The organism is Streptomyces sp. T028 (genome assembly GCF_048159505.1).
Classification (GTDB): Bacteria; Actinomycetota; Actinomycetes; order Streptomycetales; family Streptomycetaceae; genus Streptomyces.
This window is the reverse complement of the sequence record NZ_JBLRVZ010000053.1, coordinates 1-12,788: the sequence shown is the minus strand read 5'-3', so window position 1 is coordinate 12,788 and position 12,788 is coordinate 1. Positions and strand designations below refer to the sequence as shown.

Below are 12,788 nucleotides of genomic sequence, written 5' to 3'. Positions count from 1 at the left end.
CGGCACTGAGGCCGCTGGGGCATCTCCTCACGCAAACGGCCCCGGACTAGAAGCCCGAGGCCGATCAGACACCGTTCCTGCTGGTCAGCTGGGTGCGGTCTTCCGTCCCCGTCCGATCGCTCCCTGTCTTTACACGGCCTTCCGTTCCCATGACGTTCCCATGAGGGCCCCCACGAGACTGTCGGAACGAGGGCGGGGGAGCCGGCTGAGGTCATCTGCGGTGGTCGAAGCGGTGAGCACCGCAGACTCCTTGGGGGCGACAAAGCCCCCGTCCCCGTCAGGCGAATTCCAGGGGTCGGGGCCTCTGGCCATCTGTGCGCGCTCTGTGCGGGCTGCTGCCTGCAGGCAGTCCCACACCCATCGGTGGTCCAGGACTTGGGCAGGTACATGAACTCGCGGCGGCAGGCGCTAATGCTGTCATCGACAGCCTTGAGGACATCGACCGTGTGCTGGAATGCGTGAACTACCTTAACTCTTGGTGTAGTTGAGTGGAGTTGGACTCACGGGCAGGTCAAGAGGGAGGCATGGGGTGGCGGTGTTCGAGGCCCTGGAGCTGACAGACCCGCGGCGGGTGGGGCGCTACCGGATCGTGGCGCGGCTCGGCGCCGGTGGCATGGGGCAGGTGTATCTGGCGCGCTCGCCCGGTGGGCGGCCGGTCGCGGTGAAGACGGTGCGCCCCGATCTGGCCCGGGAGGGTGACTTCCGGCGCCGTTTCGCCCGTGAGGTGGCCGCGGCCCGGCGGGTCAACGGGTCCTTCACCGCCGGGGTGGTCGACGCCGACCCGGACGGCTCCCCTCCCTGGCTGGCCACCGTCTACGTGCCCGGCGTCTCCCTGGGGGAGGCGATCGCCGGGCAGGGGTCGTGGCCGGTCCGGCCGGTGCTGGCGCTGGGCGCCGGGCTGGCCGAGGCGCTGGAGGCCATCCACGCGGTCGGCATCGTCCACCGCGACCTGAAACCCTCCAACGTACTCCTCGCCGCCGACGGCCCGAGAGTGATCGACTTCGGTATCTCGGTGGCGAGCGAGGCCAGCGCGCTGACCCACACCGGCATGACGATCGGCACGCCCGGCTTCATGTCCCCCGAACAGCTCACCGGCAACCCGGTCGGACCGGCCAGCGACGTCTTCGCCCTCGGCACCGTGCTGGCCTACACCGCCACCGGAGTCGGCCCGTTCGGCACCGGCACCCCCCACGCCCTGCACTATCGCGCCGTCCATGAACCCCCCAACCTCGCCCCCCTGCCGCCCGAGCTGCGCGAGATCGTGGCCGCCTGCCTGGCCAAAGACCCCGACCGGCGCCCCACCATCGCACATCTGCTCGACCGGCTGACCCCAGCAGACGGCCCGGAGGACGGGGGCGGGGAGACGGCCGCCACCTTGCTGCTCAGCGAACCCGGCTGGATGCCCGACCAGGTCGCCCGGCTCGTCCAGGCACACACCACCACCTCCCTGCCCCGGACCCCACCCGCACCGCCCGATACGACACCGACACCGTTACCGTCCACCCCGCCGCCCGCGATACCCGGACCCGACCCCGCTACCCCGGCGCCGGCACCCCCACCCCCGCCGGCCGAGCCACCCCGCACTGCGGAACAACACCACCCCATCCCTCCAACCCCACCGCGCCCCGCCCCCGCCAGTCCCCTCCCGGCCGCAGGACAGCTGGACCTCGTACCCCTGCTGCACGGACCTTCCCCCAACCCCCGGGGCCCGATATCCCGGCGCGCCCTGCTCGGCCTGGCAGGCATCCTCACTGCCGGAGCCGGCCTCGCCTCCTGGAACATCCTCGCCGACAACAGCCCCGAACCACCTTGGAAGTTCCCCACCGGCGACGCCGTGTACTCGTCGCCAGCCGTGGCCGACGAAGTGGTCTACGTCGTCGGCAGCGACGACAAGCTGTACGCAGTGGACACGGCAACCGGTAAGGAACGCTGGATCTTTGCCACCAACGGCGTCGTGGACTTGTCCCCAGCCGTGGCCGACGGCGTGGTCTACGTCGTCGGCAGCACCGACGGCATCCTGTACGCGGTGGACGCCTCGACCGGTAAGGAACGCTGGACCTTTGCCACCCGCCGCACCATATTTGTATCCCCAACCGTGGCCGACGGGGTGGTCTACGTCGTCGGCATCAGCAGCGACAATGGCGGTGAGCTGTACGCGGTGGACGCCTCAACCGGTAAGAAACGCTGGACCTTTGCCGCCGTCCTGTATGCGTCCCCGGCCGTGACCGACGGCGTGGTCTACATCGCCAGCGGCTACGACGACCTGTACGCGGTGGACGCCACAACCGGTAAGAAACGCTGGACCTTTGCCATCAGCGGCGTCGTGGACTCTTCCCCAGCCGTGGCCGACGGGGTGGTCTACGTCGGCAGCAGCGGCGACGACGGTGGGCTGTATGCGGTGGATGCCACAACTGGTAGGAAACGCTGGACCTTTGCCGCCAACGTGTACTCGTCCCCGGCCGTGGCCGACGGCGTGGTCTACTTCAGCAGCAGCAGCAACGACGGCAAGCTGTATGCGGTGGACACCGCAGCCGGTAAGAAACGCTGGACCTTTGACCTGGGCGCCGTCACGTATGACGCCAGCGCCGCGACCTCGTCCCCAGCCGTGGCCGACGGCGTGGTCTACGTCGGCAGCAAGGACGGCAACCTGTATGCGGTGGATGCCGCAACCGGTAAGAAACGCTGGGCCTTTGCCACCAGCGGCCGCGTGTACTCGTCCCCAGCCGTGGCCGACGGGGTGGTCTACTTCGGCAGCACCGACGGCGACCTGTACGCGGTGCGGACGTGACAGCAGACGCCACGGCACGGATTCCATGCGGCGGCCTGTCCGCACGCCAGGACCGGCCACAGACCGAGTGACGGTGAAGGGCCGACCACCAGGAGAACCACCGCGAGGAGTGGCGGCTGGGCGAGGTCGCCTTCGACTTCGACACCTGGCCGGACCTGCCCACCTTCATCGAGATCGAGGGCCCGACGAAGCATTGGTCCGCCAGGCGGCCGCCCTGCTCGACCTCGACTACAGGGTCTGTGCAGCGAACGGCTCTGGGTCACATCCGGTGGTAACCGTGCGTCACGTTCGTCCATACCCTGAATGCGCAGCTCGCGAGCGAGCGCTGTCGATGCATCCGGGGGCGAGGATCCAGCCTGCCCCCCCGTATACCCCTCCGACCTGTGTACCTCACCTTCCGTATTCAATGGCACGATGCGTTACCACCGGATGTGAGCCAGAGCCAGAATGGGTTCTGCTCGTCTACGACCGGCTACTGCGAAAGTGGCGCCCCGGTCGTGAGTGACCGCCCCCGTTGATGTCAAAAGTAGATGCCAAAGGCCCCTGGAATTCGCCGATCGGTCCGGGGCCTTTCGCCTGGTGCCCCCGGCAGGATTCGAACCTGCGACACCCGCTTTAGGAGTTTTCCCTGGGCTGGGCTGTGACCTGTGGAAACGTCAGCCGTGAGGTGTCTGGTCCGGGAAAACATCCCTCCGTAGTTCTCACGTGTTCATGGGGTTTCCCGGCCTCATGTGTGCTGAATCCGTTCCGCTGGGGAAGCTGCCGGGTGTGGCGTCAGGAGGTCAATCGGCGCCCAATTCTTCTCTCGGCAGTGGCAGAGGGGGACGGCTGGTCATCTCCAGACGGACTTCAGCTGCCGCGCCTCCATGTGGTCGAGGGTGGCGGTGCCGCCTTCGGTGAAGACCTCGACGCCGGTGCTGGAGGGGCCGGGGAAGATCTGGTCGGTGATCATCGCTTCGCCGTTGCCGCCGAAGACCTCGACAGACGACCAGTCGACGAGGATCCGTAGCTTGACCTGGTCGAGCGGACCGTCCACCCCACCGCCCCGCCCCGCGTCGAGTACACCCTCACCGAAGCGGGGCACGGGCTGCGGGCGACGGTCGACGGGATGTGCGAGTGGACTTACCGGTACTTCCGGCACATCGAGTCCGCCCGGCGGCGTCTCGAAGCCTGACGGTCGGTGAACGCGGAGCAGCCCGTGCCCCGGCGTCATCGCCGCCGAGTCATCATCAGTAAGATCCGGTCGGAGGCGGCGGCAGCTTTGCGGGGGCGGCGCGTGGATCATGCGGACATGCCCGACGACGCTGGTCAGTGGTTGTTCCTGATCCGCTCATGCCAATGGCCTTAGGCCGATTACCCGCTGTTCTGCTCCGGGGCCCGGTCACCGCCCTTGCTGGAACATGACGGCCACAGTGATCCGTAGCCCCTGGACGACGATCCGGGCAGGTGTCTGACCGGCCACCGCGTAGCCATCACCATCGCGGTCACGACCGTCCTACTTCGGGCGGATGCCGTCCAGGAGGTTGTTCACGAGCGCGACGATGAAGTCGTCGGTGACAGGTTCGTCGGGGATGAGCAGTCGGTGGTAGACGGCGCCCCAGAGTTGGTCGACGAGGACCTGCACGTCGATGCCGGTGCGGATCTGGCCGAGTTCCTGAGCCCGGTGGAGGCGCTCCGCTGCCAGCCGGCGCCGGTGCGAGGAGTACAGCTTGCGGTAGGCGGTGGCCAGGTCCTTGTCGGTCTGTGACTCGCCGATCAGCTCGGTCAGTACGCGTCCGCCTGGGGTGTGGGTCATGACGTGGGCGAAGGCTCGGAGTTGGGTGAGCAGGTCGGCGTGGATGTCTGCGGTGTCGGGGAAGGCGAGCGTTGTCTCGACGGCGTGGAAGTAGCCGTCCAGGGCGAGCGCTCCTTTGGAGGGCCACCATTTGTAGAGGGTGGTCTTGCTGACGCCCGAGGCCCTGGCGACGCGTTCGAAGGTGAGGTCGGCGATGCCTTCGGTGAGCAGCAGGTCGCCGGCGGTGCGCAGGACGTCTGCTCGGACCTCGTCCGCCGGCCTGCGCCCTCGTCCGCGGCCGTTGCCTTCCTTGGCGGCGGGGCCGTTCGCCTTGTTCGCCACATGTGCTCCTGCTCGGTTGCCGGGGGTGATGTCAGTTTCCAGGGGAGCGCTGCCCGTGGTCGAGTCGGCGGGCGGCGTCGCGGCCGGTGTCACGGGGTGATCCGCAGGCTCGCGATCAGCCCGTCGCGGAGGCGGAAGGTCATGGGGCCGGTGCCGTTGTGGCCGTGGCCGGTCACTGTCAGGGTCACGACGTAGGTGTCGGGGGCCGAGCCGGGCTTGATCGCATCCAGGTCGAAGTGTGCCTGGACGCCGGTGTTGTCGGTGCGGTCCCAGGCGCGTACGCCGTCGCGGCCGTGGTACGCGCGGCCCCAGTCGTTGAGGTCGGCGTCATGGGTGAACGCGGCGGCGAATGCCTCGGCGTCGCCGCGGTTGGTCGCGTCGATGAACGTCTGGATGGCGGCCGGGGTTTCGATGGTGGTCATGGTGATTGCCTCGGTGGTGTGGGGAGTTGGGACGGGGGAGGGCTGACGTCCCTCGCCCGTCCCGGCTCGGGGTGTCAGCGCTGGACGGTGAGCAGGTCGGCGAGGTCGATGCGGGTGAGGAATTCACGGCGGATGCGGTCGGCAGTCTCGGAGACCTCCTCGGATCCGTCGTCGGCGGGGTCGATGTGCACGCGGTAGGGGCGCTGTCCGGGGGGCAGGGCGATGATGCGGGTGATCTCGTCGGAGACCAGCGACGCGGACGCGCCCTCGGGGGCGAGGGCGGCGAGCTTGGTCGCCACCTGGTCCATCAGGCCGGCGTACCTGGTCTCGTACTCGGCCTCGACGGCGGTGTCGTCGGGGCGGCCGGAGTGGGCGAAGTGGTTGGTGCCGCTGGTGAACGAGCCGGGAACGACGATCGAGGTTTCCACGCCCCAGCGGGCGAGTTCGCCGGCGTAGGACACCGCGAGGGAGTCCATGCCGGCCTTGGCGGCGAAGTAGGGGGCGAGGTAGGGCGGGGTGCCGCCCTTGACGCTGGTGCTGGACACCCAGACCACCAGTCCCTGTCCACGCCGTCGCATGCCCGGCAGCGCGGCGCGGTTGACGCGCTGGGTGGACAGCACGTTCACGTTGTAGAGCTCGGCGAGCTGGTCGGGGGTGAACGCCTCGGCCGGCCCGGTCACCATGTGCCCGGCGTTGTGGATCAGCACGTCGATGCGGCCGTGCTCGGCTTCGATCCGCTTGATGGCGGTGTCGACCGAGTCCTGGGAATTCACGTCGAGTTCGATGGAGCGCAGGTCGACCTTGTGCTCGTGGGCGTAGTCGGCGGCGGCCTGGACCTGGGGCGCGTTGCGGCCGCTGGTCTGGCGCATGCCGGCGTAGACCGTGTGGCCGGCGTCGGCCAGCGCGCGGGCGGTCAGGGCGCCGAAGCCGCTCGAGGCGCCGGTGATGACGATGACGTTGCCGGTGGTGGACATGGACGTGGTTCCTTTCAGCAGTCGGAGCAAGGGGCGGGTTGCGTGTGCGGCGGGGGTCAGGCGAGGCCGCCGTTGGCGTAGAGGATCTGTCCGTTGACCCAGCGCGCGGGGCCGGCGAGGAAGGAGACGACCTCGGCGATGTCCTCGGGCCGGCCCAGCCGCTCCAGCGGGGTCGCCTTGGCGAAGTTCGCGATGGTGGCGTCGTCCTTGCCGTCCAGGAACAGCGGTGTGGCGGTGGGGCCGGGGGCGACGGCGTTGACGGTGATGTCCCGGCCGCGCAGCTCACGGGCCAGGGTGAGGGTCAGGCCCTCGACGGCGGCCTTGCTGGCGACGTAGGCGCCGTAGGACGGCAGCTGGGTGCGGACCACCGAGGTCGAGAAGTTGACGATCGCGCCACCCGGGCGGACGCGGCGCGCCGCCTGCTGGGAGACGACGAAAGTGCCGCGGATGTTCGTGCGGTGCATCCGGTCCAGGTCGGCAAGGTCGAATGTCGCGATCGGGCCCAGGACCATGATGCCGGCGGTGTTCACGACCACGTCGACGCCGCCGAAGGCCGCCTCGACCGCGTCGAACGCTGCGCTCATCGCACTCTCGTCGGCGACATCGCCTCCCACTGCGAGGGCCCGGCCGCCGGCCGCGGTGATCGCGGACACGGTTTCTTCGGCCCTGGCCTTGTTGCCCGCGTACTGCACGGCGACCGCGAGACCGTCCTGGGCGAGCCGCTCGGCCACGGCACGGCCGATGCCGCCCGAGCCACCGGTGACCAGCGCGACGCGGTTGGTGATGGGGGTACTCATGGCTGTTCTCCCTTCAAGGAACTTCAAATGAACGACACGTACATATAAGCATGTAATGAACGTGTCGTCCATATCTGGGGCAAGATTTTTTCGAACGAGCGAGGAACGAACACCTCTTCGCCGCCGCCGAAGCTTCGCGGGCAGGGAAGCGGGGCCGCCGCCCGTCGAGGGGGCGTTTTCTGGGCGCCGTCCTCTGACCAGCTCGTCCACGTGATCCCCAGGTGGGGCACCACTCCGCTGGACCGCATCCAGTTCGAGGACATCGCCGAGTGGCTCGCGGATCTGCTGTCCGGCGAGGCGACAGGCGGCAGGAAGCTCAGCCCCCGGTCGGTCCGCAAGGCGTACGTTGTCCTCAGCCGCGTTCTCGGCTACGCAGTCAAGGCCCGACGTCTGGCGGTCAACCCGGCTGTTGGCGTGCCTCTGCCGACGGCCTCCGGCCGCACCATCAACTCGGCTACCCGGGACTCGAGTTCTTCCACACGCTCCCGGGCCATGGCCTCCTCGGCCTCGATCGCATCGAACAACGACCCCACCGGCACCGCCCCCTCCCATCAGGAGAGACCTGCCCGCAAACACCCCGATCAACATCTCCCCAGGTCAGCCTATCCATCGAAACGAGCCGCACCCCGGCGGCAACGCCGACACCCCGCTCGCCACACTCCAGAGCATTCTCGGCACCGCCGCCGGCCAGGCCCACGACCGAGCACACGGCCTCGACGACCGCCCGATCGTCTTCGCCGCCCCGAAGCCCACTTCCGCACACATCGGTTCAACCACGACGAGCTCGATCCCGACCGGCACCACCAGGCCGTCCCCAGCCTCGTCGAACAACTCGGCGCCCAACTTCGCCACGACCAGACCATCGCGGCCGAGCTCACCCTCACCGTCACCCACGCCGACCGCACCACAACGACCCACACCCTGGCCGAGCCAACCGCCCACGCCCCACACTCGCCAACACCGGCGCGAACTGCTCGCATCCCTCAGCCTCCAGCGCGCCTGGGTCCGCGCCCTGTCCGTACGAGCCGAACGGCTTCAACCCGCCGAGACCGCTGCCCACCAGCTCACCCTCGACATCCGCGACGACAATGCCCGTGACCTCGAAAGCACCCTCGACCGGGCCCGCGCCCGCTGCGGGCCCGGCGTTGCCGGAACCGCAGCCGCGTACCGGCAGGTCAGCTGACCCGGGTCCGCTCGGACGCGGCCGCTGATGCCCGCCATACCGTGCGCTTGCCCGGCCGTGGCGTACGGACCAGCCGCGACCCCGGGTTACTCCGAGACATACGGGGGGGCAGACAGCCATACCGGGCCCGGGGGCCAGGTGCCCCGTTTCGGGGTCACGAGAAAGGTGACGGGCGGATGCCCAAGACAGGGTGTTTGCGTCTGCCACCCGGAGTCCGCCGAGCAACTCATCAGTCGGCCACGGTAGTTCCCCGACCGACGCGTTCTTCTCTCTCCGTCTGACTGCACGGCGCGCAGCGATGTTTGCACGCCCGTGTCGTGGGCGGTGTCCGCGCCGCTCACGCGGCTTGAGCGCTTCCCTGTTCGGGGGATTCAGGCGTCAGGGTTCTGGCGTGGCGGAAGTTGCCGGGAGCGTACTGGTGACATCGAGCGGGGCCGCTCAATCCCCTGGGAGGGGCGGCGGTCTGTGATGCCCAGCAGATTCGCCGCCGATAGCGCCTCCCAGCAGTGGGGCGGGACGAGGAGCGGCACCGAACAACCCAGAACCCTTTGCGGAGGGCTGCTCCATGCCTGGAACCGTAACCATCGTCACGACCTCACCGAATCCCTCGGTCGCCGGTCAGCCGGTGACCCTGACCGCGACCGTCATCCCACTCGGACCGGGAACTCCCACGGGGACGGTCACCTTCACCGTCAGCGGCGGGCCGACCGTGACGGCACCCGTCGTGGGCGGTACCGCGACAGTGACGGTCAACAACCTGTCCGTCGGAATCCACGCGGTCACGGCCGCCTACAGCGGTAACGCCAACTTCACCTCGTCGACCGGTGCCACCGTACAAGCGGTCATCAAGGCATCCACCACGACCACGGTGACCTCCTCGCCCGATCCGTCGACCTTCGGTCAGACGGTGACGATCACCGCGACGGTGGCGCCGGTCGCGCCGGGGACGGGCGCGCCGACCGGCATTGTCACCTTCTTCATCACTGGAGGGCCAACCCTGGCGGCGCCGCTGGTGGGGGGAACGGCGACGGTCACCACGAACGCGCTGAGCGTCGGCCCGCACGCGATCACCGCGGTCTACAGCGGGGATGTCAACCTCCTGCCGTCGAGCGGGACGGACACGCACACCGTACAGGACAAAGCGAACACCACGACCACGGTGACCTCCTCGCCAGATCCGTCGGTGACGGGCCAGTCGGTGACCTTCACCGCCACCGTGGCGCCGGTACCGCCCGCGTCGGGCACGCCCACCGGGACGGTGACCTTCACCTTCGGCGACGGGTCGCCATCGGTGACGGCTGCCGTGGCGGGAGGTGTGGCCACGGTCAACCACACCTACGCCACCGCCACCGGCAGCCCGTACACGGTCACCGCGACCTACAGCGGGAACACCAACTTCAAACCCTCCACGGGCACGGACAGCCAGACCGTGATGCCGGCGTCGACGACCACGACGGTGTCGTCGTCGCCGGATCCGTCGGTGGTGGGCCAGCCGGTGACCTTCACCGCGACGGTGGCGCCGGTGGCGCCGGGCGCGGGCACGCCGACGGGCGCGGTCACGTTCACCTTCGGGGACGGGTCGCCGTCGGTGACGGTGCCGCTGACCGGCACCACCGCCACCACCACGCATGCCTACAGCACCACCACGGGCAGCCCCTTCACGGTGACGGCCGCCTACAGCGGCGACGGAAGCTTCCTCCCCTCGTCGGGCACGGACAGCCAGACCGTGCAGTCGGCGTCGACGACCACGACGGTGTCGTCGTCGCCGGATCCGTCGGTGGTGGGCCAGCCAGTGACGTTCACGGCCACGGTGGCGCCGGTGGCGCCGGGCGCGGGCACGCCGACGGGCACGGTCACCTTCGCCTTCGGCGACGGATCGCCAACCCAGAGCGCAACCCTGGTGGCCGGCGTGGCGACGGTGACCCACACCTACACCTCCACGACCGGCAGCCCGTACACGGTCACCGCGACCTACGCCGGGAACACCAACTTCTCCGGCTCCTCGGGCACGGACAGCCAGACCGTGGTGCCGGCGTCGACGACCACGACGGTGGTCTCCTCGCCGGATCCGTCGGTAGTGGGGCAGCCGGTAACCATCACCACGACGGTGGCGCCGAACGCACCGGGCACCGGCACACCCACGGGAAGCGTCACCCTCAACTTCGGCGACGGCAGCCCGTCCCAGACAGCGCCCCTGGTGGCCGGCGTGGCGACGGTGACCCACACCTACACCTCCACGACCGGCAGCCCGTTCACCATCACCGCTTCCTACGGCGGGGACAGCGACTTCGTCTCCTCCACCGGGACCGATGCGCAGACGGTGTCCGCGGCGGGGACGACGACTTCGGTGTCGTCGTCGCCGGATCCGTCGGTGGCGGGGCAGTCGGTGACGTTCACGGCGTCGGTGGTGCCGGTTTCGCCGGGGGCGGGGTCTCCGACGGGGACGGTGACCTTCGATTTCGGTGACGGCAGTCCGACGGTGACGGTGCCGGTCGCGGGTGGCAGTGCGACGGCGACTCACACGTACACCAGCACCGCGGGCAGCCCGTACGCGGTGACCGCCACCTACAGCGGCGACGGTGACTTCGCCGGTTCGACCGGGACCGATACGCAGACGGTGTCTGCGGCGGGGACGACGACTTCGGTGTCGTCGTCGCCGGATCCGTCGGTGGTGGGGCAGTCGGTGACGCTTACGGCGTCGGTGGTGCCGGTTTCGCCGGGGGCGGGGTCTCCGACGGGGACGGTGACCTTCGATTTCGGTGACGGCAGTTCGACGGTGACGGTGCCGGTCGCGGGTGGCAGTGCGACAGCCACCCACATCTACACCAGCACCTCCGGCAGCCCGTACACCGTCACCGCCACCTACAGCGGCGACACCGACTTCAATACCTCCACCGGAACCGACACCCAGACCGTCCAAGCGGCGGCAACCACCACCCAGGTCACCACCAGCCCCGACCCCTCGGTGGTCGGCCAACCGGTCGGCATCACCGTGGCGGTGACCGCCGTGTCACCGGGCGCCGGAACGCCGACCGGAAACGTGGTCGTCAACTTCGGGGACGGCTCACCCGCCCAAACCGTGACGCTGACGGCGGGGACGGCGACGGTGCCCCACACCTACACCAGCGCCGTGGGCAGCCCGTACACCGTCACCGCCACCTATGCCGGGAACGGCGACTTCAGCGCCTCCACCGGGACCGACACCCAGACAGTGGGCCAGGCCACGACCACCACCACGGTCACGTCGATTCCCGACCCGTCCGTCTTCGGCGAGCAGGTGACGATCACCGCCACGGTGACGCCCAACCCGCCCGGAGCCGGTACACCCGGTGGGGTGGTGTTCTTCGTCATCAGCGGCGGACCGGTCCTGAGCGCTCCCGTCACCGCGGGCACCGCGACCGTCTCCACCAGCGCCCTGACGGTCGGCCCGCACACCGTCACCGCCATCTACACCGGCAACAGCAACTTCGCCCCGTCGCTCGGCTCCGACACCCACACGGTGAACCAGTCGGCCACGACGACCGTGGTGACGTCGGCTCCCGACCCGTCCCTGGTCGGTGAGCAGGTGACGGCCACGGCGATGGTGACAGCGACTGCTCCGGGTGCCGGGACGCCGACAGGTACCGTCATGTTCGACTTCGGCGACGGCTCCCCGTCGGTCCCCGGAGTCGTCGTGGGCGGCACGGCCACGGCCACCCACACCTACACCACGACGACCGGCAGCCCGTTCACCATCACCGCCACCTACGGCGGAGACACCAGCTTCGTGGGATCCTCCGACACCGACTCGCAGACGGTCGGCGCGGCGGACACCACGACCACGGTGACCTCCTCGCCGGACCCGTCGGTGGTCGGCCAGAGTGTGACGGTGACGGCGTCGGTGGCGCCCGTTTCGCCGGGTGCGGGCACGCCGACGGGGACGGTCACGTTCGACTTCGGTGACGGGTCGCCGACGCAGAGCGGGACCCTGGTGGGCGGTGTGGCCACGGTCACGCACGCGTACACCACCACGGCGGGCAGCCCGTACACCATCACCGCGAACTACGCCGGGAACGGTGACTTCAATCCGTCCTCCGGCACCGACACCCAGACCGTGGGCCAGGCTGCGACGAGCACCACGGTGACCTCCTCGCCGGACCCGTCGGTGGTCGGCCAGAGTGTGACGGTGACGGCGTCGGTGGCGCCCGTTTCGCCGGGTGCGGGCACGCCGACGGGGACGGTCACGTTCGACTTCGGTGACGGGTCGCCGACGCAGAGCGGGACCCTGGTGGGCGGTGTGGCCACGGTCACGCACGCGTACACCACCACGGCGGGCAGCCCGTACACGATCACGGCGGTCTACGGCGGGGACACGAACTTCGTCGGTAGCACGGGTACGGACACCCAGACGGTGAACCAGGCGACGACCACGGCCACGGTGGCGTCGTCTCCGGATCCGTCGGTGGTGGGCGAGCCGGTCTCGGTGACGGCGTCGGTGGCGCCCGTTTCGCCGGGTGCGGGCACGCCGA

The 12,788-nt window shown here is 69.5% G+C and carries 8 protein-coding genes and 2 pseudogenes; 5 read left to right on the top strand and 5 right to left on the bottom strand.

From position 1 onward, the window contains the following. Positions 1-529 precede the first annotated feature (529 nt). The gene (locus ACLZN2_RS41490) at positions 530-2,788 is read left to right on the top strand and encodes a PQQ-binding-like beta-propeller repeat protein (RefSeq protein ID WP_416984900.1); all 2,259 of its coding nucleotides are present in this window, start codon (positions 530-532) and stop codon (positions 2,786-2,788) included. Positions 2,789-2,874: 86 nt separating this feature from the next. Beyond that, positions 2,875-3,020 (top strand): annotated as a pseudogene (locus tag ACLZN2_RS41485) (adenylyl cyclase); the annotation flags it as partial. A 600-nt stretch (positions 3,021-3,620) separates the two neighbouring features. On the opposite strand, the gene ACLZN2_RS41480 reads toward ACLZN2_RS41485, so the two are convergent. Beyond that, a complete protein-coding gene (locus ACLZN2_RS41480) occupies positions 3,621-3,824 on the bottom strand; it encodes a GH32 C-terminal domain-containing protein (RefSeq protein ID WP_416984982.1) in 204 nt (67 codons plus the stop codon). Here ACLZN2_RS41480 and ACLZN2_RS41475 point away from each other — a divergent pair. Next, a pseudogene (locus tag ACLZN2_RS41475) lies at positions 3,804-3,962 on the top strand (winged helix-turn-helix transcriptional regulator); the annotation flags it as partial. The gene ACLZN2_RS41480 and the pseudogene ACLZN2_RS41475 sit on opposite strands and share 21 nt — an antisense overlap. Positions 3,963-4,283: 321 nt before the next feature. On the opposite strand, the gene ACLZN2_RS41470 reads toward ACLZN2_RS41475, so the two are convergent. The 4 genes from ACLZN2_RS41470 to ACLZN2_RS41455 all read right to left on the bottom strand — a co-directional run bounded on the left by ACLZN2_RS41470 (position 4,284) and on the right by ACLZN2_RS41455 (position 7,097). Then, complete coding sequence (locus ACLZN2_RS41470; protein ID WP_416984899.1) at positions 4,284-4,904, bottom strand: TetR/AcrR family transcriptional regulator; 621 nt, start codon at positions 4,902-4,904, stop codon at positions 4,284-4,286. 89 nt (positions 4,905-4,993) lie between these two features. Then, positions 4,994-5,326 carry a nuclear transport factor 2 family protein gene (locus ACLZN2_RS41465; RefSeq protein WP_416984898.1) on the bottom strand — a complete coding sequence of 111 codons (333 nt, stop codon included), beginning with the start codon at positions 5,324-5,326 and terminating at the stop codon, positions 4,994-4,996. Positions 5,327-5,400: 74 nt separating this feature from the next. Further along, complete coding sequence (locus ACLZN2_RS41460; RefSeq protein ID WP_416984897.1) at positions 5,401-6,300, bottom strand: SDR family oxidoreductase; 900 nt, start codon at positions 6,298-6,300, stop codon at positions 5,401-5,403. Positions 6,301-6,356: 56 nt separating this feature from the next. Next, entirely contained in the window at positions 6,357-7,097 is a 741-nt protein-coding gene (locus tag ACLZN2_RS41455) for an SDR family oxidoreductase (protein ID WP_416984896.1), read from the bottom strand. A 492-nt stretch (positions 7,098-7,589) separates the two neighbouring features. On the opposite strand from ACLZN2_RS41455, the gene ACLZN2_RS41450 reads away from it, so the two are divergent. Beyond that, positions 7,590-8,195 carry a hypothetical protein gene (locus ACLZN2_RS41450; protein ID WP_416984895.1) on the top strand — a complete coding sequence of 202 codons (606 nt, stop codon included), beginning with the start codon at positions 7,590-7,592 and terminating at the stop codon, positions 8,193-8,195. 650 nt (positions 8,196-8,845) lie between these two features. Continuing rightward, a partial coding sequence (locus tag ACLZN2_RS41445) for a beta strand repeat-containing protein (protein ID WP_416984894.1) occupies positions 8,846-12,788 on the top strand: 3,943 nt, incomplete at its 3' end.

Coding starts and splice junctions, on each gene's coding strand:
- ACLZN2_RS41465 (WP_416984898.1), bottom strand. CDS start 5,326: ATGACCACCATCGAAACCCCGGCCGCCATCCAGACGTTCATCGACGCG.
- ACLZN2_RS41460 (WP_416984897.1), bottom strand. CDS start 6,300: ATGTCCACCACCGGCAACGTCATCGTCATCACCGGCGCCTCGAGCGGC.
- ACLZN2_RS41455 (WP_416984896.1), bottom strand. CDS start 7,097: ATGAGTACCCCCATCACCAACCGCGTCGCGCTGGTCACCGGTGGCTCG.
- ACLZN2_RS41450 (WP_416984895.1), top strand. CDS start 7,590: ATGGCCTCCTCGGCCTCGATCGCATCGAACAACGACCCCACCGGCACC.